Annotated in this window: 23 protein-coding genes and 1 rRNA gene; 17 read left to right on the top strand and 7 right to left on the bottom strand. The window is 40.7% G+C overall.

Features of this window, described 5'->3' with window-relative positions; genetic code table 11:
- Positions 1 to 119: 119 nt before the first annotated feature.
- The 5 genes from rrf (at position 120) to tsaD (ending at position 2888) form a co-directional block, all read left to right on the top strand.
- Positions 120 to 234, top strand: a 5S ribosomal RNA gene (gene rrf, locus ERX37_RS09795).
- A gap of 120 nt (positions 235 to 354) precedes the next feature.
- Positions 355 to 798, top strand: a complete 444-nt coding sequence (gene tsaE, locus ERX37_RS09790) for a tRNA (adenosine(37)-N6)-threonylcarbamoyltransferase complex ATPase subunit type 1 TsaE (protein WP_133430493.1) — start codon at positions 355 to 357, stop codon at positions 796 to 798.
- Entirely contained in the window at positions 795 to 1457 is a 663-nt protein-coding gene (gene tsaB, locus ERX37_RS09785; RefSeq protein ID WP_133430492.1) for a tRNA (adenosine(37)-N6)-threonylcarbamoyltransferase complex dimerization subunit type 1 TsaB, read from the top strand. Before tsaE ends, tsaB begins: the two co-directional genes overlap by 4 nt.
- 11 nt (positions 1458 to 1468) lie before the next feature.
- Complete coding sequence (gene rimI / locus ERX37_RS09780; RefSeq protein ID WP_133430500.1) at positions 1469 to 1897, top strand: ribosomal protein S18-alanine N-acetyltransferase; 429 nt, start codon at positions 1469 to 1471, stop codon at positions 1895 to 1897.
- Positions 1890 to 2888, top strand: a complete 999-nt coding sequence (gene tsaD, locus ERX37_RS09775) for a tRNA (adenosine(37)-N6)-threonylcarbamoyltransferase complex transferase subunit TsaD (RefSeq protein WP_133430491.1) — start codon at positions 1890 to 1892, stop codon at positions 2886 to 2888. Before rimI ends, tsaD begins: the two co-directional genes overlap by 8 nt.
- A gap of 208 nt (positions 2889 to 3096) precedes the next feature.
- Here the strand turns inward: tsaD and ERX37_RS09770 are convergent, their stop codons facing one another.
- Positions 3097 to 5010 carry an ABC-F family ATP-binding cassette domain-containing protein gene (locus ERX37_RS09770; RefSeq protein WP_133430490.1) on the bottom strand — a complete coding sequence of 638 codons (1914 nt, stop codon included), beginning with the start codon at positions 5008 to 5010 and terminating at the stop codon, positions 3097 to 3099.
- A 143-nt stretch (positions 5011 to 5153) separates the two neighbouring features.
- Here ERX37_RS09770 and ERX37_RS09765 point away from each other — a divergent pair, with 143 nt between their 5' ends.
- From ERX37_RS09765 to ERX37_RS09730, 8 genes are all read left to right on the top strand, one after another.
- Entirely contained in the window at positions 5154 to 5786 is a 633-nt protein-coding gene (locus ERX37_RS09765; protein ID WP_133430489.1) for a redox-sensing transcriptional repressor Rex, read from the top strand.
- Between the two features lie 12 nt (positions 5787 to 5798).
- Positions 5799 to 5993: a twin-arginine translocase TatA/TatE family subunit gene (gene tatA / locus ERX37_RS09760; RefSeq protein ID WP_133430488.1), complete on the top strand. Its 195-nt coding sequence runs from the start codon at positions 5799 to 5801 to the stop codon at positions 5991 to 5993.
- Between the two features lie 58 nt (positions 5994 to 6051).
- Positions 6052 to 6804, top strand: coding sequence for a twin-arginine translocase subunit TatC (gene tatC, locus ERX37_RS09755; protein WP_133430487.1), 753 nt, complete (start codon positions 6052 to 6054; stop codon positions 6802 to 6804).
- A gap of 47 nt (positions 6805 to 6851) precedes the next feature.
- Positions 6852 to 7835, top strand: a complete 984-nt coding sequence (locus ERX37_RS09750; protein WP_133430486.1) for a LacI family DNA-binding transcriptional regulator — start codon at positions 6852 to 6854, stop codon at positions 7833 to 7835.
- 70 nt (positions 7836 to 7905) lie between these two features.
- Positions 7906 to 9381, top strand: a complete 1476-nt coding sequence (locus tag ERX37_RS09745) for a glycoside hydrolase family 32 protein (protein WP_133430485.1) — start codon at positions 7906 to 7908, stop codon at positions 9379 to 9381.
- The gene (locus ERX37_RS09740) at positions 9374 to 10327 is read left to right on the top strand and encodes a carbohydrate kinase family protein (RefSeq protein ID WP_133430484.1); all 954 of its coding nucleotides are present in this window, start codon (positions 9374 to 9376) and stop codon (positions 10325 to 10327) included. The genes ERX37_RS09745 and ERX37_RS09740 overlap by 8 nt, the downstream gene beginning before the upstream one ends.
- A 2-nt stretch (positions 10328 to 10329) precedes the next feature.
- A complete protein-coding gene (locus ERX37_RS09735; protein ID WP_133430483.1) occupies positions 10330 to 11745 on the top strand; it encodes a sucrose-specific PTS transporter subunit IIBC in 1416 nt (471 codons plus the stop codon).
- 82 nt (positions 11746 to 11827) lie between these two features.
- The gene (locus ERX37_RS09730) at positions 11828 to 12556 is read left to right on the top strand and encodes a MurR/RpiR family transcriptional regulator (RefSeq protein WP_133430482.1); all 729 of its coding nucleotides are present in this window, start codon (positions 11828 to 11830) and stop codon (positions 12554 to 12556) included.
- 26 nt (positions 12557 to 12582) lie between these two features.
- On the opposite strand, the gene ERX37_RS09725 is transcribed toward ERX37_RS09730, so the two are convergent.
- Together ERX37_RS09725 and ERX37_RS09720 are read right to left on the bottom strand one after the other, a co-directional pair.
- Positions 12583 to 13206: a nitroreductase family protein gene (locus tag ERX37_RS09725; protein ID WP_133430481.1), complete on the bottom strand. Its 624-nt coding sequence runs from the start codon at positions 13204 to 13206 to the stop codon at positions 12583 to 12585.
- Between the two features lie 23 nt (positions 13207 to 13229).
- Positions 13230 to 14087 carry a VOC family protein gene (locus tag ERX37_RS09720; protein ID WP_133430480.1) on the bottom strand — a complete coding sequence of 286 codons (858 nt, stop codon included), beginning with the start codon at positions 14085 to 14087 and terminating at the stop codon, positions 13230 to 13232.
- Between the two features lie 188 nt (positions 14088 to 14275).
- Between ERX37_RS09720 and ERX37_RS09715 the strand changes: the two genes are divergently transcribed.
- The gene (locus ERX37_RS09715) at positions 14276 to 15190 is read left to right on the top strand and encodes an LPXTG cell wall anchor domain-containing protein (RefSeq protein WP_133430479.1); all 915 of its coding nucleotides are present in this window, start codon (positions 14276 to 14278) and stop codon (positions 15188 to 15190) included.
- A 59-nt stretch (positions 15191 to 15249) separates the two neighbouring features.
- Here the strand turns inward: ERX37_RS09715 and ERX37_RS09710 are convergent, their stop codons facing one another.
- A complete protein-coding gene (locus ERX37_RS09710; protein ID WP_133430478.1) occupies positions 15250 to 16944 on the bottom strand; it encodes a M3 family oligoendopeptidase in 1695 nt (564 codons plus the stop codon).
- A gap of 112 nt (positions 16945 to 17056) precedes the next feature.
- On the opposite strand from ERX37_RS09710, the gene ERX37_RS09705 reads away from it, so the two are divergent.
- The gene (locus ERX37_RS09705) at positions 17057 to 18496 is read left to right on the top strand and encodes a phosphate--AMP phosphotransferase (RefSeq protein ID WP_133430477.1); all 1440 of its coding nucleotides are present in this window, start codon (positions 17057 to 17059) and stop codon (positions 18494 to 18496) included.
- A gap of 49 nt (positions 18497 to 18545) precedes the next feature.
- Here the strand turns inward: ERX37_RS09705 and mroQ are convergent, their stop codons facing one another.
- Positions 18546 to 19304, bottom strand: coding sequence for an intramembrane glutamic endopeptidase MroQ (gene mroQ / locus ERX37_RS09700; protein WP_165982036.1), 759 nt, complete (start codon positions 19302 to 19304; stop codon positions 18546 to 18548).
- Positions 19305 to 19472: 168 nt separating this feature from the next.
- Here mroQ and groES point away from each other — a divergent pair, with 168 nt between their 5' ends.
- Together groES and groL are read left to right on the top strand one after the other, a co-directional pair.
- The gene (gene groES / locus ERX37_RS09695; protein WP_133430475.1) at positions 19473 to 19757 is read left to right on the top strand and encodes a co-chaperone GroES; all 285 of its coding nucleotides are present in this window, start codon (positions 19473 to 19475) and stop codon (positions 19755 to 19757) included.
- 38 nt (positions 19758 to 19795) lie between these two features.
- A complete protein-coding gene (gene groL / locus ERX37_RS09690; protein ID WP_133430474.1) occupies positions 19796 to 21415 on the top strand; it encodes a chaperonin GroEL in 1620 nt (539 codons plus the stop codon).
- A 93-nt stretch (positions 21416 to 21508) separates the two neighbouring features.
- On the opposite strand, the gene ERX37_RS09685 is transcribed toward groL, so the two are convergent.
- Both ERX37_RS09685 and ERX37_RS09680 read right to left on the bottom strand, forming a co-directional pair.
- Positions 21509 to 21703: a hypothetical protein gene (locus ERX37_RS09685; protein WP_133430473.1), complete on the bottom strand. Its 195-nt coding sequence runs from the start codon at positions 21701 to 21703 to the stop codon at positions 21509 to 21511.
- Between the two features lie 65 nt (positions 21704 to 21768).
- Complete coding sequence (locus ERX37_RS09680) at positions 21769 to 23181, bottom strand: anion permease (RefSeq protein ID WP_133430499.1); 1413 nt, start codon at positions 23179 to 23181, stop codon at positions 21769 to 21771.
- Between the last annotated feature and the right edge of the window lie 6 nt (positions 23182 to 23187).

The following is a 23187-nucleotide window of genomic DNA, read 5'->3' as shown; positions in this document are numbered from 1 at the left end:
GTGGAGCTGACGGATACTAATCGATCGAAGACTTAATCAATTTTAAGATTTTTTAGCTCGGTGAGCTTGGAATCGATTTTTCTTACTTATCTAGTTTTGAGAGTATAATTCTCAATTTGTCTGGTGATGATGGCAGAGAGGTCACACCTGTTCCCATACCGAACACAGAAGTTAAGCTCTCTAGCGCCGATGGTAGTTGGACTTACGTTCCGCGAGAGTAGGACGTTGCCGGGCAATTTAAAAATGGATGCGATGAGCCGCACTCGGGGACCTGTTAGGTCTCTTTTTTTGTGCTTATTTTTAGTATAATAATTTTAAACTGGTACAATAGAATGTATTGAAGAAGGTGTTAAAATGAAGATAACTATAAATGCTTTACAAGAGATGGAGGAACTGGCACAAAAGCTAGCGATCAATGCTGAGCCCAATGATGTAATTCTGCTGAAAGGTGATTTAGGCGCAGGAAAGACAACATTCAGTCAATTTTTTGGTAAAGCACTGGGTGTAGAACGAAATATAAATTCACCGACATTTAATATTATTAAATCTTATCAAGGACGTTTACCTTTTCATCATATGGATTGCTATCGCTTAGAGGAGGATGGTGAGGACCTGGGATTTGATGACTATTTTTATGGAGAAGGGGTCACTTTAATTGAATGGCCGCAGATGATTGAAGACTTTCTGCCTGATACATACCTTGTTATAGATATTAGTTATGTAAGTCCGACGAGCCGTGAGGTTACCCTTGAAGCGAATGGAATAAGATATGAACGGGTATTGGAGGAACTGGTATGATACTGCTTAACATTGATACAGCAAATCAACCGCTGTCTGTAAGTGTGACAGATGATGTTGAAGTACTTGCTGAATTTAATAGCGCGAAAAAAATAAATCACTCTGTTACATTAATGCCGATGATTGAAAAAATACTGCAGCACGCCGATCTTGATACTGAGGCACTTGAAGGCATCACAGTCAGCTCAGGACCCGGTTCTTATACAGGGCTCAGAATTGGTGTTACGGTAGCCAAGACATTGGCATATACACTGGGCATACCTCTTTATAGTGTGTCATCATTAAAAGTTCTTGCGGCAACCGCTCGTATGGACGAAATCCTGCTCGTCCCTGTTATCGATGCAAGAAGAAAGGCTGTTTACAGCGGAATCTATCGATTTAAAGGTAGACATATTGAACAGATTGAACAAGACCGATATATGACGATTGAAGAGCTTAATGACTATTTGAAACAACAGCATATGCCTTATTTATTCATTGGTATGGATGCTGTGAAACTTGAAGAGGATTTAAAAGGTCCAGTATTTTACTGTATACCGAGAAGTTCTGAAATGAGACACATAGTTGATTTTAACCAGCCGGAGGATATTCACCGGTTTGAGCCGACTTATTTAAGAATGACGGAGGCGGAACGTAATTGGCTGAAACAACAGGACTAACGATTAGAAAAATGACAACTGATGATGTACCAGCAGTTTACAAAATAGAGCAAGTCAGCTTTCCATCGGGTTCATGGACCATTGATGCTTTTTATCATGAACTGGAGAAGAATGAGTTCGCGCACTATTTTGTAGTGGAGGACGGGGCCGAAGTTATAGGCTATTTAGGTATGTGGATTGTCATTGATCAGGCGCAGATTACCACATTAGCAATTCGAGAAGATAAGCGTGGGCTCGGGCTATCTAAAGTATTGATGGAGTATATTATGAACTACGCACGCCTGACATGTGAAATGATGAGTCTTGAAGTAAGGGAAGAGAACGCATCTGCAAGAGGACTGTATGAACGAATGGGGTTCTCATATGGAGGTGTCCGACGAGACTATTACGGTGCAGGTCAGGATGCAAAAGTGATGTGGGTGAGGTTAAGAAATGAATGATATAACGATATTAGCAGTTGAAACGAGTTGTGATGAAACAGCAGTCAGTATAGTAAGGAATGGGCGCGAGGTTTTAAGTAACAGTGTGAACAGTCAGATTGAATCGCACAAACGCTTCGGAGGCGTGGTTCCTGAAGTAGCCAGCCGTCACCATGTTGAAAATATAACGACAGTAATTGACAATGCATTGATGGAAGCTGATGTATCTATGAAGGAAATCGATGCGATCGCTGTAACAGAAGGTCCTGGTTTAATAGGTGCACTGCTGGTTGGCATTAATGCAGCTAAGGCCCTTGCACTAAGTCACCATAAACCGCTGATTCCTGTTCATCATATAGCAGGCCATATATACGCCAATCATATTATAGAACCATTAAAATTCCCATTACTGGCATTGATTGTTTCAGGTGGTCATACTGAACTGGTTATTATGAAGAATCATCTTCAGTTTGAGGTAATCGGTGAAACAAGGGATGACGCAGTGGGAGAGGCTTATGATAAAGTAGCGCGCACGATTCATCTGCCTTATCCAGGTGGTCCTCATGTAGATCGATTGGCCGCAGAAGGACAGGATAACTTAAAGTTTCCACGTCCGATATTAGACGGCTATGACTTTAGCTTCAGTGGATTAAAAAGTGCTGTTATCAATACGTTGCATAACAAACAGCAAAAAGGTGAAGACATCGTGCCGGAAGATGTAGCGGCAAGTTTTCAGGCAAGTGTGGTCGATGTCCTGTCACAGAAAACATTTGAAGCCCTCGAACACTACAAAATCAAGGAGCTAATCGTCTGTGGAGGTGTAGCGGCTAATAATGGATTACGTACGCGTCTTACTCAGATGTGTAAGGACAGCAATATTAATCTTCATATACCGCCTCTCCATCTCTGCACTGATAATGCAGCCATGATAGGAGCAGCTGCTTATTTTTATTATATGAATAATGTAAGGGCAGAACTTAATTTGAATGGAAAAAGCACGCTTGATTTATAAAATCAAACGTGCTTTTTTTATACGAACATACGTACTTGTACACAAGTTGTTAACTGTTTGTGGATAACTTTTTGTCTATAAGCGAAATTACACGAAAATAAACATCAGAAATCACTGTAAAACTGTGTATAAGTCTAATAACTCTGTGGATTACTGTTAAAACGCCATTTTTATGTGAATAAAGGTGTGGATAATAAAAAGAGGCAGATTAATCTGCTTCTTCAAGTTCTGCCCATTCTTCCATAGCCCTTTCAATCATCTGCTGATACTTAACCATCTCCTGGTGAAGTTCATAGCTTTTCATTGAATCATTGAAGGTATCAGGCTGTGTCAGAGCAAGTTCTATTTCTTTAATGCGATTTTCATATATCTCGATGTTCTCTTCAAGCTGAGCCAGTGCTCTTTCAATTTTTCGACGTTCTTTTCGCCGCGCTTTGTTATCTGCATAATTAGAGGTTTGAGGCTTCTCTTCTACCTTATCAACTTTATCGAACGATTCATGCGCTGCGCGTTCTTCTTCTTTTTCAATGAAGTAGTTGTAGTCTCCCAGAAAAAGGTGAGCACCATCAGTTGTAACATTCAGTACTTTAGTAGCAATTTGATTGATGAAGAAGCGGTCATGTGAAACGAATAGGATAGTCCCAGGATAAGTCATAAGAGCTTGCTCGAGTATTTCTTTTGCATCAATATCCAGGTGGTTGGTCGGTTCGTCTAAAATAAGCAGATTATTGTTCTCAAGGCTGAGTTTGGCAAGCTGCAAGCGTGCTTTCTCTCCACCTGACAAATCATTAATCATTTTTTTGACATCGTCCTGGACGAAAAGAAAACGACCCAGGACTGAACGGATATCTTTTTCAGCCATATGAGGATAGTATTGCCAGAGTTCTTCCAGTACAGTATTAGATGATTTGAATTCAGCCTGTTTTTGATCATAATAACCGATTGAAACATTAGCACCATATCTAATTTCTCCATCTAATGCTGCTAGTTTCTTTGCTATCGTTTTAATTAGAGTCGTTTTCCCAATACCATTAGGACCTATAACTGCGATGGCATCCTGTTTTTTAACGTCAAATGTAATAGGAGAAGTGATAGGTTCGCTGTAGCCGACTTCAAGGTTCTTAACGTCCAGTACATCATTACCTGACTCGCGGTCGATGTGGAACTGAAGATTTACAGAGTGGTCATCTAGCTTAGGCGGCTCAATACGTGTCATCTTCTCAAGAATTTTACGTCTGCTTTTTGCCATGCCTGAAGTAGAGGCACGGGTGATGTTTTTTTGGACAAATGTTTCCAGTCGGTTAATTTCAGCCTGCTGTCTTTCATATTCAGCTGACATTTTATCGTAGAAAGCATCGCGAAGTTCGATGAATTTAGAATAATTACCAACATAACGCGTCACACGTCCAAGCGCTACATCATAAACAGTGTTGACGACTTTATCGAGGAAATAACGGTCATGGGAAATAACGACGATTGCGCCTTGATAAGTCGTTAAATAATTTTCCAGCCATGCCGTTGTCTCCATATCCAGATGGTTGGTCGGCTCATCCAGCATAAGCAGGTCTGGCTCACGTATTAGCATTTCTGCTAATGCGAGACGTGTTTTCTGACCACCGGAAAAGTAATCGATTTTTTGGTGAAAATCGTCAGGTGAGAAGTTAAGACCTGTCAGAATCATTTTTATTTTTTGCTCATACTGGTAACCGCCAGCATTTTCAAATTGAAGCTGCAGTTTTTCGAATTCTGAGAGTTTCTGTTCATATGCGGGAGTTCCTGCCTGATCACTTTCTTCAGCGAGATAGGTCGTAATACCTGTCAGTTTCTTCTGCATATCAATCAAATGACTGAATGGCTTTAACATTGCCTCATAGACAGTACCTTCAGCATCCAGTGTCATCTGCTGCGTTAAGTAACCGATGTTGATATTTTTAGCACGCATTAAATGACCGCTGTCATAGCCGTCAGCACCGGCCAGTATTTTCATCAATGTTGTCTTACCTGCACCGTTACGTCCGACGATGGCAATACGATCATGCGTTTTAATTTCTATTTTGACATCGGTGAAGATATCTTCTTCACCAAATGATTTATTCAGCTGACTTGCCTGTAGTAAAATCAATTTGCTCACCTCATCTATATTCTACCCGATTGCAGAGAGACTTTGTAGATAACGATAAAATTTCACATAGTCAGCTTGCATTTAACATGTTATAATTTATCTACTGTGAAAAAGGTCACAATTAATAGAAGAAGGTGAACAGCGTGCCCAAAACGGATGCCAAAATTCCTAAAGCGACTTTAAAACGTCTGCCCCTTTATTACCGTTTCGTCAATACATTACATAGTGGAAATGTAGACCGAATTTCTTCAAAAGAACTCAGTGAAGGTCTGAAAATAGATTCTGCGACTATCAGAAGAGACTTTTCCTACTTTGGTGAACTAGGTAAAAAAGGTTACGGCTATAATGTCAGCTACTTACTTAATTTCTTCAAGACAACACTTCAGCAAGATGCTATTACAAAAGTGGCGATTATCGGCATCGGTAATTTAGGACGAGCGTTGGTCAATTATAACTTTTCCATTAGTGACCGCATGCAGATAGAAGCTGCATTCGACGTTGCATCGCAAGTGGTCGGAGAGAAAATCGGTGATATCTATATCGAACATATGGATCAGTTTGAAAAAATCGTTGAAGAGATGGGCATTGAAGTGGCCATTCTGACGGTTCCGGGTAAAATTGCACAGACATCAGCAAATAGAGTGACAAAAGCCGGAATAAAAGGTATATTAAACTTTACACCGGAACGTTTAAATGTTCCCTCAGATGTCCAGGTACACCATATAGATTTAGGTGTAGAACTCCAGTCACTTATCTTTTTTATGAAAAATCATTAGGAGGAATTATATATGCTGTTTATTAATACGCTCGGACTTGCGTCACCTGCTATTTTACTTTTCCTCGGTGTTGTTGCACTGATTATCTTTGGACCTAAGAAACTGCCTGAATTCGGGCGCGCGATGGGATCATCATTAAAAGAATTCAAAGATGCGACTGATGGCATCATGAAAGATCATGATAAGAATGACGATGTACGTAAATAAGTAATGAATGAAGCGACAGTCACTGTCGCTTTTGTTATGAGGAAGGAGCTGCCTTCAGATGAATAAAGACGAATTGACGATTGTAGAACATCTGGATGAACTCAGAAAAAGACTGATGATTGTTGCTTATTTTCTAATGGGCGGTATCATGGTGGGCTTTTATTTCGGTAAACCAGTGACACGTTTTCTGACAAAAGATGACGTATCTAAAGAAATCACGCTTCATTATTTCAAAGTGACAGATCCTCTGTCTATTTATATCAGTGTCATCATGTTAATAGCGGTACTCTTAATTTCTCCAGTCATTCTCTATCAGCTGTGGGCATTTATATCACCTGGTCTGCATCCACAGGAAAGACGAGCGACATTAAGTTATATTCCAGTCAGCTTCATCCTATTTCTGACAGGACTTGCTTTCAGTTATCTCGTCATATTCCCGTATATGATTCACTTCACAATTGGGCTGGCCAATGAAATGGGTGTCAAACAGATTATTGGCGTCAGAGAATACTTTAATGAGCTGCTTAAGTTTACAATTCCATTCGGTTTTGTCTTCCAGTTGCCGATACTGCTTCTTTTTCTGACACGACTCGGCATTGTGACACCGACATTTCTTAAAAAGAATCGTAAATATGCTTACTTTTTATTGATGGTAGTCGCAGCAATTATTGCACCACCTGATGTGATGACCTATGTTATTTTTGTATTGCCAATGGTTGTACTCTATGAAATGAGTATTCAAATCAGCCATATTGGTTACCGGATGTATTTAAAAGGTGAACAGAAAAGAATTGAAGAAGAACTGAAGTAATATAAAACCATCTTGATAAGAGATGGTTTTTATATAGGAGTGAAGACATGAAGAATATTCATGATATTGCACAAATGGCAGGGGTCTCCAAGAGTACAGTGTCACGGTACTTGAACGGGGGTTCAATCAGTGAGAAGACACGGCTGAAAATTGATCGTATCGTTGAGGAAACAGGCTACAAACCGAATCAGTTCGCTCAGAGTCTGAAGGCGAAGCATACTCAGATGATGGGCGTTATTATACCGCGTCTCAGTTCATTCGCTTCCAGTGAGACATTAAATGGTATTGAGACGTATTTAAGAGAAAAAGATTATCAGACCATTATCGTCAATACAGATTTATCCCGGGAGCGGGAAATCCAGGCGCTCTATACACTTGCCAAAAATAAAGTAGACGGTATACTGCTTTTTGCGACGGAGCTGACGGAAGCTCATGTGGCAGCGATTGAAATTATTGATGTTCCTGTTATTTTAATCGGACAATCACATCAAGGTATTCATGCGATTGTTCAGAATGATTATGAAGCAGGAAAAACGGTGGGGCAGTACCTTGGCCATAGAGGATTTAGTCATATCGCTTATCTAGGTGTATCCACAGCTGATAAGGCAGTCGGTATTCATAGAAAGAATGGTGTGGTGGATGGCCTGGCGATGCACGGAGTCAGACCTGATATTTATGAAACGACTTTTAAGCTGCAGGATGCTCATCTGCATGCAAAAGAACTGGTGAACCGATATGAAGCGGTGATCTGTGCAACAGATAATATTGCTCTAGGTACATTAAAAGCTGCATATGATAAAGAATTGAATGTGCCATCTGATCTTTCGATTATAGGATTTGGAGGCTATGATACCACTTCAATCGTCACACCGATGATTACCACTATTCAGTTCCCTTATCAGCAGACAGGGAGACTCGCCGCTGAAAGTATTCTTAAGCTCATTAATCATCAGACAATAGCACCATTACAGAGAATGTCTTTCAGTTTGCTGGAAAAAGAAAGCGTTGACAATAAAAATAATAAAGAGTAAAATGCTTGTTAAGAAAGCGTTTTATTTTTTTATCTTTAAATGGAACCGGTACCAAAAAGGAGAATCAGCAATGGAATGGACGAGAGAACAAAGATACACTAAGCTTGATCAAATGTCTGAAGAAAATTATCAGTCGCTCCTTGACGCGACTGCCCAATCTAAATGGAGACAGCATTATCACATCCAGCCGCCAACAGGTCTACTGAATGACCCGAACGGTTTTGTCTTTCATGAGGGGCAGTATCATCTGTTCTATCAGTGGTTCCCCTTAGGACCCGTCCACGGTATTAAGTACTGGTATCATCTGACTTCAACTGATCTTGTTACATTCAACGAACTAGGTCCAGCTATTCTGCCGGACACTTTATGGGACTCTCATGGTGCCTATAGTGGTTCTGGTATCGTCGTAAATAATGAAGTGAAACTCATGTACACAGGCAATCATCGCACACAAGACTGGCAGCGAGTGCCTTATCAGCTGGTGGCCACTCTAAAAGGAAATCAGGTTTCAAAGCAACCTGTTATTGAAGGACCGGAAGCAGGATATACCGAACACTTCAGAGATCCTAAAGTCTGGTATGAGCAAGGTATGTATTACGCGGTAATAGGAGCACAGCGTGATAATATGACAGGGACTATCGTTGTCTATCAGTCACCTGATTTTCAGCACTGGACCTTCACAGGTGAACTGGCGACAGATTATGAGGATTTCGGCTATATGTGGGAATGTCCGGATTACTTTGAACTGGATGGTCAGGATATTGTACTGTTCTGCCCGCAAGGTATCGAGCCTGCAGGTGATGCATTCAATAACATTTATCAGTCAGGCTATTTGATGGGACATCTGGATAAGGAGAACTTTAACTTTTCACATGACCATTTTATTGAACTGGATAACGGATTTGATTTCTATGCACCACAGACGACTCTAGGACCACAAGGTGAACGGATTTTAATTGGCTGGATGGGGCTGCCAGACACAGACTATCCAACTGATAATGAAAACTGGGCTCATTGTCTGACACTGCCTCGCGTACTGAGCGTGGAGAATCATAAGCTGATGCAACGTCCGCTACCTGCTCTTACACAACTGCGCGGCACCGTTGAAACTGCTGAAGGATATGCGATGAAACACAATGTTAAACTGCATCCGTACGAAGGTGACTGCTATGAACTGATTGTTGACGTCCTTGAAAATGAGTCGACTGAGTTTTATATCGAACTACGTGTCTCTAAAAAAGAATCTACACGTCTGATCTACAATCAGGCTGACAAATGTTTTACGTTAGATCTCTTCGACAGCGGAAAATTAGGACAAAGTCTTAAGTCCTATACACGCTCAGTAATACTTGAAGCAGACTTAAAAAAGATGCAGATCTTTGTTGACGAATCAAGTATTGAAATTTTTCTGAATGATGGTGAAAAAGTGATGACATCACGAATTTTCCCTGGAGAAGATGCGAGAGGAATCAGAACATCAACAGAATCGGGACAAGTTTATTTCAGATTTACTAAATACGATTTAAAGGAGCGACCTCATGGCTAAACTCTATGCAATCGGTGAAGCATTGATTGACTTTATTCCACATACAAAAGGCGTGGCACTTAAAGAGGTAACTGACTTTGAAACACAGGTCGGCGGTGCACCTGCCAATGTGGCAAGCTGTGTCGCAAAGTTAGGAAAAGAATCCGTAATGCTGACACAGCTAGGACAGGATGCATTTGGCGAGCTGATTGTTGACACGCTGGAGGAGACAGGTGTTGATACGTCTCATATCACTCGTACGGACGAAGCAAATACAGCGCTCGCCTTTGTCAGTCTGACCGCAGAAGGTGAACGGGATTTCGCATTCTACCGTAAGCCGTCAGCAGACATGCTGATGACAGCAGAAGCAGTTCAGGATATACCGTTCACCCGCAATGATATTCTTCATTTCTGTTCAGTGGCCCTCGTGCCATCAGCAATGAAAGAGGCGCATATCGCAGCGATAGAGCGTATGACGACTGCAGGTGGCACTATTATTTTCGATCCGAATTTACGACTACCACTCTGGCCTTCACATGCAGCACTGAATGAGACCGTAAAAGAATTTATGCCAAAAGCTCATATTCTTAAAATTTCAGATGAAGAACTATCTTTTATCACCGGGTCATCAGATCCAGCTGTGATCAGCACATTGTTTACAGGACTGACTGAGGTCGTTATCTATACAGAAGGTGCTAAAGGGGCTTCAATTTATACGAAACAAGGAAAAATCGCGAGTCATGCAGGTTATCAAGTACAGGTTGAGGATACGACGGGTGCAGGTGATGCATTTATCGGATCGGTCATCTATCAACTATTAGATAAACGGACAGTTGAAACATTGATTCAAGAAGCGGATGATATTCTGGCGTTCAGCAATGCAGTCGGTGCATTGACGACGACAAAGAAAGGGGCTATTCATAGCCTGCCTGATTTCAATGATATTAAAAAAATAAAGGGGGAATAGTAATGGCTAAAACAGATCAGCAGATTGCTCGCGAAGTTATTGATGCAATAGGAGGGCAGGACAATGTCTCATCTATTGCACATTGTGCGACGCGCCTGCGTATCATGGTGCATGATAAAGAACAAATTGATCAGGAGAAAGTAGAAGAGATTGAAAAAGTAAAAGGTGCTTTCTTTAACTCGGGTCAATATCAGATTATTTTTGGAACAGGTACTGTCAATAAAATCTACGAAGCAGTGACAGGACTTGGCGTAACAGCTAAATCAAAAGAAAAAGTTAAAACGGAATCTGTTAAACAAGGGAACGCGTTCCAACGTGCTATACGTATTTTCGGCGATGTCTTCGTACCGATCATTCCGGTATTGGTAGCGACAGGTCTCTTCATGGGACTGCGTGGCGTTATTATGAACGAACAGATTTTAGCCTGGTTAGGCATGACAGCTGAGGACATCTCTCCTAACTTTATTCTATTCACACAAGTATTGACAGATACAGCATTCGCTTTCCTGCCGGCACTCGTTGCATGGAGTGCATTTAAAGTTTTTGGAGGGAGTCCGATACTCGGTATTGTACTTGGCCTTATGCTCGTTAATCCGGCGCTTCCTAATGCATATGCGGTAGGAGATGGTTCAGCAGAAGCGCTTAAATTCTTCGGCTTAATTCCAGTTGTCGGTTATCAAGGGTCTGTTCTGCCTGCCTTCTTCGTCGGTCTGATCGGTGCAAAACTTGAGCGTGCACTGCGTAAAAGAATTCCAGATGCGATTGATCTTATTGTGACGCCTTTCCTGACATTACTCGTCATGATTACACTCGGTCTGTTTGTCATTGGACCTATCTTCCATGGTCTTGAGACAGTCATCCTTTCAGGAACGAAATGGGTACTCGATCTTCCATATGGTATCGCAGGTCTGGTCATTGGTTTCTTCCAGCAGATTATAGTGGTAACGGGCGTACATCATATCTTCAATTTTATGGAGATTCAGCTGCTTGAAGAATTTAAATATAATGAATTTAATCCAATCATCTCAGCGGCAATGACAGCTCAAGGTGCTGCGACTGTAGCAGTAGGCCTTAAAACACGTAATGCAAAGTTAAAAGCACTCGCACTGCCTTCAGCATTCTCAGCATTTTTAGGTATTACAGAACCAGCTATTTTCGGTGTGAACTTACGTTACTTCAAACCGTTCATCTGTGGTTTAGTCGGTGGTGCAGCAGGTGGTTTCTTAGCTTCACTTTTCCATCTGAAAGCATCAGGTATGGCGATTACTGTCTTACCTGGTATTCTGCTCTTCATTCAGGATATCGGACAATTACCGTTCTATCTATTAGTGCTCGCGGTATCATTCATTGTAGGTTTCACTTTAACTTGGTTCTTCGGATATAGTGATAAAATGGCAGAAGAATTAAAAGCAAAATAAAAGATAGGTGTGCAATTTTGCACACCTATCTTTTTTATTTCTTGGAAAATAGCACTATAATAAAAGAGAAAAGAGGGATGAGATGCTGACGGTTTTAAAACAGATTGAACCAATAGATCATTTACTGACACCCGTTGAAAAGCGTATTACGATACTGATCAAGCATCATCCTGAATTCTTTATAGAATCGACCGGAAAAATGATTGCGGTTAGAGCTGGAGTCAGCGAATCTGCACTTATTCGTCTAAGTCAGCGCATCGGATTTTCAGGCTTGCGAGAATTAAAGATAGCTTTGGCAAGAGATCTGCATCTGATGACAGACACTCATACAGATTCTTTAATTTCAGCGACACAGCAAGTATTTAATGAGACAAGATCTGCTTTATCGCGTACAGAGCAGCTGATAAATGAGAATATGCTGATAGCAGCGGCTGATAAAATAAAAGGTCGGTCCATTCTGATTTTTAGTACAGAGGAATCTATCATCGTAGCGATAGATTTCAAGCAAAAGTTAGTACGGCTCGGTTATATGGTTGAGGTCGTGCAGGATTTCTTTGCCTTCACTGCAATCGTTCAGTATTATTCAGTTATTTTCATCGTCTGTGAGACTGAATGTGACGAGTTAATTCATCGTATTATCGCAGCTTCTGATCAAAAGGTCTCGATTCTTATAGCACCTTATAAACATCCCGATGTTGCCTATTCAATTCGGACCTCTGTTGAGGAGAACAAGACTCGACTAGCTCTGACAACAGGACGAACTATACAGCTTACTGTTATCGATGTGCTGTTCAGATTATTGCAGCAGTAAAAAAGAAGATTCGAATCTCCTGAAAATTATTTTTTGACGATTAAACGTTTGTTAACGGGTTCGAATTCTTTAGGACCAGCAGGTGTGCCGATAGCGCCAAATGGCATCTGAGCGATTAACTTCCATTCACGTGGAATATCGAAACTCGTATAAACAGCTTCATCGACTACGCCATTATAATGCTGCAGTGATGCACCGATATTTTCAGTAGCGAAAGCTGTCCATACAGCATATTGATGCATGGCACTGGCATGGTGACTCCAAATCGGGAAGTTATCGCTATAGGCCGGCATCTGTTGCTGTAACCCTTTAATAATGCTCTCGTCTTCAAAGAAGAGCACTGTACCGTACCCTGCCTTAAAGCTGTCGATTTTCTGAGCAGTTGCAGTGAAATCACGCTCAGATCCCATTAATTTCTTCAGTTCATCAGCTGTCAGCGTCCAGAATTTATGGTGCTGATCGTTTAATAGCAGAACCATACGCGTTGACTGTGAATTAAAAGCTGATGGTACGTGTTTAATAATATCAGATAAAATACTTTCGATTTTAGCATCAGTCAGTGAGACACTGTTTTTGATGTCGTAAATAGAACGACGTTTTTCCATTGCTGCTCCGAAATTTTCATAACCTTTTTTAGTGAATAAACCCATTTTTCATTCCTCCAGTTAATTTTTTAGTCTTGTTTTTGGTACATAACGCGAATACCGATACCGTTTGGATCTCTTAATATCTCAGAATCGCCGTCTTTTTCAGTGCTGATTCCTTTAGCGGCAACTTGTTCTTTAAAGTATTCGAAATCTTCCTGATTAGGGATATTGATCTCAAACTTTCTAAGACCCGGTGCATCAAGAGATGGTTTGGAGTGAGCATGCTGCCATACATTCATACCGAGGTGATGATGGTATCCTGCTGCACTCATAAAGGCAGCTTGTGGTCCGTATAGAAGCATGAGATCCATACCAAAGATATCTTTATAAAACTCAATAGATGATGGTATATCTTGAACTGATAAATGAATATGACCCATGACAGTATCGGGATGGAGCGTCGTAAAAGGTTTACCATCCTTGGCGTCAAGCACACCTTGGTAATCCATTTCTACAGTGCCCATCGTAATGAATCCATTGTCTGCATAAGTCCATTCGGCTGTTGGAAGATCGCGATATATTTCAATGCCATTACCTTCAGGATCCTGCAGGTAGATGGCTTCTGAAACATCATGATCACTCGCGCCTGCAAGCGGATATTGAATCTGGATAAGATGATTGAAGATATTGCCGAGCTCTGTACGGGACGGAACAAGGATAGCCAGATGATAAAGTCCTGCTTGACCACTTTCACGTCTTATCTGAGTTTCATAAAGATAAATAAGCGGACGATTGGCTACACCAAGAGAAGTATAAGTTTCATTCTGCTCCAGAACATCCATCCCTAATATTTCATTGTAAAATCGAATGCTGTTTTCAAGGAAATTAACATTCAGATGAACCGCACCTATATGTGTATCCTTCGTAAAAAATTTGCTATCCATAACACCCTCCTAATATATTTTATATATCTAATATAATTATTATACTACATAGAAATGATTTATGCAAAGTATTTATAAAGATTTCATAGAGATAATATTTATTAAGACTTGGTTACAGTATTTAACATTAAACGTTTTAATTCATTTTCTTCGCTATAATGATAATTAATAGAACCAGGAGGACTTATATGAATAAATTTATGCTAACATCAATTACGCTCCTTGCCCTGACTGTCACTGGTACAACGTATGCTGATGCTGCAAATCCTATCGGCACTAATTCAGCTGATGAAACGATAGAAATTATTTCTGCTGAAATGCCGCCGGATACAATAGAACAGCCCACGACTGAAAAACAGAACACTGAACAGCCGGTAACTGAAGAACAGACCACTGAACAGCCTGTGACTGAACAGCCGGCCACTGAAGTGTTAACAACCGAGCAGCCGGTAACTGAAGAACAGACATCAGAACAAGTAGGAGAACCACCTCTATCTTATGAAACTGTTATTCAACCATTGCCACTTGAACCATCTACAGTAGAGCCAGCAGCGCCGTCCCCGATCCCATTGACAGAAACTATAAATGAACCGACAGCAGAACAGTCTATCACTGCTGCACCATCAACTGAGCTACCTCAAATAGAAGTGCTGACAACAGAAGAACCACCGGCAGAGTCGGATACAGTAGAAAAGGTGCAACCAGAAGTATCTACAGAAGTAGCGACCTCAGAAATACCATCCATAGAAGTTAATACGGTAGAAGGAGAATCTGAAGTCGAACTGACAGAACAACCGGCAGCAGAAGAAACAGTCACTTCACAACACCAGCCAGGTGATATTAAAGTCGGTAAGTTTCATCCAGCTTCTTCTGAAAAGTTTTATCAGAATCTTGATAGACAGGTTAATGCTGTTGTAACGAAAGACATTAAGCAAAAAGATAAAACAGCCGTTAAAGATAAAAAAGAAGAGAAGAAAAAGAAAGATCAGCTTCACCTTTTACCTGACACTGGAGAAGATCAATCTTACTTAGTTATACTCAGCCTGATGCTAGGCGGTCTAGTACTTCTCATCCTTTCACGTTTTAAATCACAGCATCAATGATACAGGGAAAACAGGCACACAAAGCTATTTTGCGTGCCTGTTTTCTATGAATATATAACTTAAAATTCTGATGCATCAATATGTTCAATATAATTTTCTAAATAGACCATAATATCTTTCAGTGTTCCTGTACCGAAAGGTGAAGCAAGATTCGCTTCGTCAACCAGAGCATTGAATGGCAGTGATCCACCTAAGTGGCAGAGATGTAAATAATCTTGCCATGCAGAGGCGAAATCTTGTCTGCTGCGTCTGAAAAATTGGAATGCACATACTTGTGCTAATGTGTAATCAATATAATAGAACGGTGAATTGAAGATATGACCTTGGCGATGCCAATATGAACCGTCAGCAATTGGCATAATGCCATCATAATCACGATGAGGTAAATATTTCTCTTCGATAGATTTCCATAAACTGCGGCGTTCACTAGGTGTTAATTCAGGGTTTTCATAGATGCCATGCTGAAATTCATCGACTGCGACACCGTATGGCAGGAACTGAATTGCATCTGTTAAGTGTTTGTATTTAAACTTATCGGCATTGCTGAAGAAAAGGTCGAGCCATGGATAGGTGAAGAACTCCATACTCATGGAATGAATTTCACATGCTTCATGTGTCGGCCAGATATAATCAGGCACTTCAACATCGCGTGATGAATATACCTGGAAAGCGTGTCCTGCTTCATGAGTCAGAACAGTGATGTCATGATCTGTCGTATTGAAGTTCGCAAAGATGAAAGGTGCACGGTAACGATCGATATAAGTACAGTAACCACCGCCTTCCTTACCTTTTTTAGCAATAACATCAAATAACTCGTGTTCCATCATGTATTGATAGAATTCGTCTGTCTCAGGGCTCAGTTCATGATACATTTTACGACCGTTCTCCAGAATAACTTCAGCACTGTCTTTCGGGTCTTCATTTCCGTTTAGGAACATAATCCCTTCATCATAGAACTTAAGCTTATCCACACCAATCCGCTCAGCCTGCTGCTCGTAGAGACGGTTCGCAACAGGTACGACAAATTCTTCGATCTGTCTGCGGAAACTAGCCACCATTTCCTGATTATAATCGATTCGCTGCATACGCATATAACCGAGTTCAATAAAATTATCGAATCCTAATGTCAGGGCAATCTGATGTCGTACTTTAACGAGTTGGTCATAAATAGCATCAATATCATCGAGATGCTCACCCATGAATCCTTGAACAGCTTGTGTTGCGGCGATACGCGTTTCTCTATCAGGTGATTGTGTATAAGGCGACATCTGTGCAAGTGTCAGTTCTTTGCCGTCAAATTGTATTTGAGCACTTGCGATAAGTTTTGAATAGTCACTGCTTAATTTATTCTCCTGATTGATTAATTCTTCTACTTCATCAGAGTAAGAATGAACGACGTTGTAGGCTAAATCGAACAATTGCTTACCATAATGGGACTCTAATTCTTCACGATATTCGCTGGTTAATAATGCTTCAAAATAGACAGCATCAATCGCCACTATTTTAGCACCATTGTCATCGAAGTAATCGCGCTCATCTGAATAATACTGGTCGCTCGTATCTATTGATGCACGGCTATAAGCGATATTCAAGTTCGTATCAATGTCTTTTCTGATGTCATTGATGTCACTGATAAGCTGAATCTGTTGTTCCGCGCTGGTCGCTTGTCTGAACTGTTCAAGTAGTTCATCGACCGTTTGACGTGCTTGGTTCAGATCAGGACGCTGATACTGAAAGTCTTTGAATGTTGTCATAATATTCCTCCTTGTGTATGCTTGATTTAATATTACAATATTCTGTTAAATTAAGACACATCTATGAATAAAATTGGGGAACAGTATTGTAATGACAAAGGAGGAGAATGGCATGACAAAGATTGATGAAAAATTAGAATTGAAGCTGGCGGAACTCGTCAGACAGACGCATGAAGCAGGTATTCCAGTGATGGTATTATTCGAAGGGGTAACTGCATCAGGGAAATCCAGACTATCAAATGAACTGCTTCTTGCACTGGATGCAAAATATACACATTTCTATGCTACAAAAACACCGTCAGAAGAGGACTTACGTATGCCTTTTCTATTTCCATACTGGAAGAACCTGCCTAAAAAAGGTGATCTGACGCTCTTTTTCCGTAGCTGGTATGCAAACTTAATTGATTATAAATACCATAATCTGAAGCCGGATATTTTTAAGGATCACCATAAACTGCTTTCAGAAATCAAAGGTTTTGAGCAGATGCTGCTGAATGATGGATATCGAATTATCAAGTTTAATGTCGAAGTAAAAGAAGAGAAGCGACAGGAACATATTCAGCAGACGAAGGAGAATCCGCTGACAAGATGGAAAGCGCAGGAATACGAGAATGCTATTCCAACTAAAATCTATACTGAGGAGTTAAAGCATCTCATCAAAGAAACAAAAGATATCGCCCCGTGGCACACCATCAATTATACTGAGCGAGGTCAAGCGGTCAATGAAATGTATGAGTTATTGATTGATGAACTTGAGCAGGCACTAAAAGATAAAAAGAAAAAAGAAGAGAATAAAAAAATAGACGGTAAATTCTCGGACGACTTTAAGACCGACTTATTTGAAGATACAGAAGACGAGATGTCTAAAAGCGACTATAAAGACCTGCTGCCTGAACTTCAGCAGCGGATGCGTGAACTGCAATATGCACTATATGAACGTAAAATTCCGCTTATTCTCGTATATGAAGGGATGGATGCAGCGGGTAAAGGTGGCAATATTAAACGTGTGCGTGAAAGTCTGGATCCAACCGGCTACGAAGTGAATGCCATCTCAGCACCTACTGAGACAGAGCTCAGCTATCATTATCTATGGCGCTTTGCTACACAGATTCCCCGTACCGGACATATTGAAATATTTGATCGCAGCTGGTATGGTCGCGTGCTTGTCGAGCGGGTTGAAGGATTTGCTTCAACGGAAGAATGGCAGCGTGCATATGATGAAATCAATGACTTTGAGAAAGCGCTGACACTGGAAGGCGCAATTGTTATTAAATTCTTCCTGGTACTGGATAAGGATGAACAGTTGAAACGTTTTGAAGAACGACAGGATACACTTGAAAAACAATGGAAAATTACAGATGAAGACTGGCGTAATCGTGAGAAATGGGACGTTTATCTGGAAGCGAGTAAAGATATGATTGAAAAAACATCAACAGACGAAGCACCATGGATCATCGTACCGGCTAATAATAAAAAAGCGGCACGTATTAAAGCATTGCGCACCATTATTGAACGCTGCGAAGAAAGATTATGGGGCGTAAAACGCTACTAACAGACAAAAACAAGAGCAGGATTCAAATATCCTGCTCTTGTTTTTGTCTTTAAAATATTAAATGAATAATCAATTGACTGGTTTCTTTCAGTTGCTCAGCAGCTTCATTGATTTTATCACCTAATGCGAACTGCATGATAACGACGAATGAATTCATAGCCATATGAGCAAGAATAGGAACGATGATACGACGCGTTGCAACGTATAAACCAGCAAATACAAAGGCCATACCGAGATAAATCAATGTATGATCAAAGTCCATATGAGCTGCAGCGAAAACAAGTCCACTGAGAGTACCTGCGATTAAAAATGCAGCCCAGCGTGGTAAACGGAGCCATTCATAAAGTTCACCAAATATCACTTTACGGAAGACAAATTCTTCTAAGAACGGACCTGCCAGTGAAACGATGATAATGAAAAGTGGATATTGTTTTGCAACGCTCATTATATTATTGGTATTCTGACTCTCAATCGGCTGATGCAGCACATAGACATTGATCATATTCATCAGCGCCTGAGCCATAAGTGCCATAAAAAATCCAGCGATGACCCAAAAAATAGTATATAACCATCTTTCTTTACGCGAACGTTCAAGCTGTGTTTCATTCTTAATGCTTCTATTGATGAAAAATGTAAGAATACTGGCGATGATAAAGCCCCCGATCATATATGGGATGACCTTAGGTATCATTTCGGCAGCAGTTAAATGCTCATCATGATGAATAATAGCAGGAATGACAGATGAGAACTGGGCCCCTGCATAGACAAGAATAATTAAAATATCGGCCCATAGACGACTTAATTTCATAGTTAACTCCTTTAATTCAATATAATCATTATTGTACAGGAAAAAAGACAGCAGTGAAAATTTTATGTAGCATATCGATTGCAATTTTGACCTTCTTTGATTAATATATAAGTATATTAGCACTTCACATAAACGAGTGCTTATACATTCCACTAAGGAGGATTTCATATGTTAAAACCATTAGGTAACAACGTGATTTTAGAAATGAAAGAACAGGAACAAAAGACAGCAAGTGGGATTATCTTAACAGATTCAGCAAAAGAAAAGTCAAATGAAGGTATTGTGGCTGCAGTAGGACCAGGTCGTCTGCTGGATAACGGTACACGTGCTGAGATGCAGGTCAAAGTAGGAGACAAAATTATTTATTCACCATTTGGTGGCTCTGAAGTGAAAATCGGAGATGCAAAATATTTAGTGCTCTCTGAAGATGATGTACTTGCAATCGTAGAATAATCAATTAAATAATTATATTATAATGGAGGCATTCATACATGGCTAAAGAAATTAAATTCTCTGAAGACGCAAGACGTTCAATGCTTGAAGGTGTCGATAAACTTGCTAATGCAGTTAAAGTAACGCTTGGGCCAAAAGGGCGTAATGTCGTACTTGATAAAAAATTCGTCGCACCCCTGATTACAAATGATGGTGTAACGATCGCAAAAGAAATCGAACTTGAAGACCCATACGAAAATATGGGGGCGAAACTTGTCGCAGAAGTAGCGAATAAAACGAATGAAATCGCTGGTGACGGTACAACAACTGCAACAGTACTCGCACAGGCTATGATTCAGGAAGGTCTTAAAAACGTAACAAGCGGCGCGAATCCAGTCGGCATCCGTCAAGGGATTGATAAAGCAGTTGCAGTTGCATTAGAAGAATTAGCAGCAATCTCAAGACCAGTCAGCAGCAAGGAAGAAATCGCGCAAGTAGGTGCAATCTCAGCAGCTGACGAAGAAATCGGTCAGTTTATTTCCGAGGCAATGGAGAAAGTCGGTAACGACGGCGTTATCACAATCGAAGAATCTAAAGGATTTAAAACTGAACTTGAAGTGGTAGAAGGAATGCAGTTCGACCGCGGATATGCTTCACCTTATATGGTGACAGATTCAGATAAGATGATTGCGGATTTAGAGAATCCATATGTGTTAATTACAGATAAAAAAATCTCATCATTCCAGGATCTCTTACCATTACTTGAACAAGTCGTTCAGACATCACGTCCCATCTTAATCGTTGCTGAAGACGTAGAAGGCGATGCACTGACTAATATCGTACTGAACCGTTTACGTGGTACATTTACAGCAGTTGCAGTAAAAGCACCAGGATTCGGTGACCGTCGTAAAGCGATGCTTGAAGACTTAGCAATTCTGACAGGTGGACAAGTCATTACAGATGACCTTGGACTTGAACTGAAAGAAACAACAGTCGATATGCTTGGACAAGCTGCGAAAGTACATGTTACTAAAGACGATACAACAATTGTTGAAGGTAAAGGTGACGTTAACAACATCACAGCTCGTGTCTCTCAGTTAAAAGCACAGATTGAAGAAACGACATCAGAATTCGATAAAGAAAAACTGCAGGAACGTTTAGCAAAATTATCAGGCGGAGTCGCTGTTATTAAAGTTGGTGCAGCAACTGAAACTGAACTGAAAGAGCGTAAACTTCGTATTGAAGATGCGCTGAACTCGACACGTGCAGCTGTAGAAGAAGGTATCGTTGCAGGTGGCGGAACAGCACTTGTCTCTATCTACAACAAAGTAGCAGCAGTAGAAGCAACAGGTGACGTGGCAACAGGTGTGAAAATCGTGCTTAAAGCATTAGAATCACCAATTCGTCAGATCGCAGAAAACGCTGGACTTGAAGGATCCGTGATCGTTGAGAAAATCAAACATGCAGACACAGGCATCGGTTACAATGCAGCAACAGATGAATGGGTGAACATGATTGAAGCAGGTATCGTGGATCCAACGAAAGTAACACGCTCAGCATTACAGAATGCAGCATCAGTCGCAGCGATGTTCCTGACAACAGAAGCAGTCGTAGCAGACATGCCAGAAGAAAACCCGGCACCAGACATGGGAATGGGCGGTATGCCAGGGATGATGTAAGATCATCAAGTTTAAAGTTCTATCATAATTAGCTAAAACAAAAACCACTTTTCAATTGTGAGTACATTGAAAAGTGGTTTTTATTTTTTACGTTTAATGACTGATTTTTACTGAACTGATGTTATGTTTCATGATCATTTGAACATCATTATAAACATCAACTAAAACGAGTATATCATCACTTTCTTCTACAAATTGTTTGATGCTTAAAACATGATTATCTTTCACCATGTTAATAATGACAGATTTATTCTCTTCAAGTGCTTGAACAATATAATCTTCAAACATTGGATGACCTCTTTTCAATTAGGATAAGTTTGATTCATCTCTATTATCGTAGTCACAATTATATTTTAATAAATGCCAATCAGTTTCATCCAGAGTGAACCAAGTCCTGCCCACATGATGATATAGAATATAGCGAGAATAGCATTTAGTTTCCACCAATCTCCCTGGCGAACGTAACCTGAAGAGAAGAGGATAGGTGCAGGGCCACTACTGTAGTGAGTCGTGGATGCCATCAGATTACCGAAGAATCCGAGCAGAAGGGCACTGAGTAATGGTGGTGCACCTGCTGATATCGCAACGGCAAGTAAGGCTGCGTACATCGCACTGACGTGTGCCGTTGAACTGGCGAACAGATAGTGTGAATAAAAGTAAAATAGAAGTAGTAATAACAATACGATTGGCCAGCTGAAACCACCGAGACTTGTCGATATAGCTTTACTTAGCCAAGGTATAAATCCGAGTTTATTAAGTTGATCTGCCATCATCACAAGGACTGAGAACCAGATGAGCGTATCCCATGCACCTTTTTCCAGTAAGACGTCATTCCACGTCAGCACTTGAGTGAGAAGGAGGATCACTAGTGTAATAAATGCGGCTGTTGTTGCATGGATGCCGAGCGCCGTCCCGGACATCCAGAGAATAAGTGCTGTTAAGAAAGCAATCCCCATATAGATTTCAGGACGGGATAGAGGTCCCATGTCATCCAATTCACCTTGCGCCCATTGTTTAGCATTAGGTGTTTCTTTAATTTCAGGTGGATAGACTTTATAGATGATAAAGGGAACGACAATCAGACAGATAAGACCCGGAACGACAGCCGCTGTGAACCAGTTCATCCAAGTAATATGAATCCCTTGTGATTTAGCGAGTGACTGTGCAAGCGGATTACCTGCCATAGCCGTCAGGAACATGGCTGATGTAATGATATTGGCATGGAACTCAGTGAAAGTCAGAAAACTTCCGACTTTTCGTTCCGTGTTTTCCTCAGGTTTTGAGCCGAATGAACGAGAAAGTGAATTGATGATCGGGAACATGATACCCCCTGCACGCGCTGTGTTACTTGGAGTAGCAGGAGCGAGTAATAAGTCGACGCTGAGCAGGGAGTAAGCGAGTCCTAATGTTTTTTTGCCGAATAGTTTCACGAACAGTAAAGCAACACGACGACCAAGACCCGTTTTGATAAAACCACGCGAAATAAAAAAGGCAATAGCAATCAGCCAGATACTCGGATTACCGAAACCGGCAATAGCGGTATCAATATCTAGAGTCCGGGATAAAACTGCTGCAGTGAAACCGAGTATACTAATTGCCCCGATAGGCAGAGGTTGGAGAATACATCCTATAATAGTAGCCATGAAAATAGTAAGCATATGCCAACCTGCAACGGAAACAGCAGCTGGTCTCATAGGGGTCAATAACCAGAATATAATTCCGATTGCGAGAGGGACAATAAACTTCCATAAAGCTTTAGTGTTCATCAAAAT

Source organism: Macrococcus hajekii (assembly GCF_004359505.1).
In the GTDB taxonomy this organism is placed as follows: Bacteria; Bacillota; Bacilli; order Staphylococcales; family Staphylococcaceae; genus Macrococcus; species Macrococcus hajekii.
The sequence above is the reverse complement of the archived record's forward strand: the minus strand, read 5'-3'. Positions and strand labels throughout refer to the sequence as shown.

Bases quoted from the DNA above. Each gene is read 5' to 3' on its own strand.
- tatC (WP_133430487.1), top strand. From the start codon at position 6,052: ATGAATAAAGACGAATTGACGATTGTAGAACATCTGGATGAACTCAGA.
- tsaD (WP_133430491.1), top strand. From the start codon at position 1,890: ATGAATGATATAACGATATTAGCAGTTGAAACGAGTTGTGATGAAACA.
- ERX37_RS09680 (WP_133430499.1), bottom strand. From the start codon at position 23,181: ATGAACACTAAAGCTTTATGGAAGTTTATTGTCCCTCTCGCAATCGGA.
- groL (WP_133430474.1), top strand. From the start codon at position 19,796: ATGGCTAAAGAAATTAAATTCTCTGAAGACGCAAGACGTTCAATGCTT.
- ERX37_RS09750 (WP_133430486.1), top strand. From the start codon at position 6,852: ATGAAGAATATTCATGATATTGCACAAATGGCAGGGGTCTCCAAGAGT.
- ERX37_RS09740 (WP_133430484.1), top strand. From the start codon at position 9,374: ATGGCTAAACTCTATGCAATCGGTGAAGCATTGATTGACTTTATTCCA.
- groES (WP_133430475.1), top strand. From the start codon at position 19,473: ATGTTAAAACCATTAGGTAACAACGTGATTTTAGAAATGAAAGAACAG.
- ERX37_RS09730 (WP_133430482.1), top strand. From the start codon at position 11,828: ATGCTGACGGTTTTAAAACAGATTGAACCAATAGATCATTTACTGACA.
- rimI (WP_133430500.1), top strand. From the start codon at position 1,469: ATGACAACTGATGATGTACCAGCAGTTTACAAAATAGAGCAAGTCAGC.
- ERX37_RS09720 (WP_133430480.1), bottom strand. From the start codon at position 14,087: ATGGATAGCAAATTTTTTACGAAGGATACACATATAGGTGCGGTTCAT.
- tatA (WP_133430488.1), top strand. From the start codon at position 5,799: ATGCTGTTTATTAATACGCTCGGACTTGCGTCACCTGCTATTTTACTT.
- ERX37_RS09705 (WP_133430477.1), top strand. From the start codon at position 17,057: ATGACAAAGATTGATGAAAAATTAGAATTGAAGCTGGCGGAACTCGTC.
- tsaE (WP_133430493.1), top strand. From the start codon at position 355: ATGAAGATAACTATAAATGCTTTACAAGAGATGGAGGAACTGGCACAA.
- ERX37_RS09685 (WP_133430473.1), bottom strand. From the start codon at position 21,703: ATGTTTGAAGATTATATTGTTCAAGCACTTGAAGAGAATAAATCTGTC.
- ERX37_RS09745 (WP_133430485.1), top strand. From the start codon at position 7,906: ATGGAATGGACGAGAGAACAAAGATACACTAAGCTTGATCAAATGTCT.
- tsaB (WP_133430492.1), top strand. From the start codon at position 795: ATGATACTGCTTAACATTGATACAGCAAATCAACCGCTGTCTGTAAGT.
- mroQ (WP_165982036.1), bottom strand. From the start codon at position 19,304: ATGAAATTAAGTCGTCTATGGGCCGATATTTTAATTATTCTTGTCTAT.
- ERX37_RS09725 (WP_133430481.1), bottom strand. From the start codon at position 13,206: ATGGGTTTATTCACTAAAAAAGGTTATGAAAATTTCGGAGCAGCAATG.
- ERX37_RS09715 (WP_133430479.1), top strand. From the start codon at position 14,276: ATGAATAAATTTATGCTAACATCAATTACGCTCCTTGCCCTGACTGTC.
- ERX37_RS09710 (WP_133430478.1), bottom strand. From the start codon at position 16,944: ATGACAACATTCAAAGACTTTCAGTATCAGCGTCCTGATCTGAACCAA.
- ERX37_RS09735 (WP_133430483.1), top strand. From the start codon at position 10,330: ATGGCTAAAACAGATCAGCAGATTGCTCGCGAAGTTATTGATGCAATA.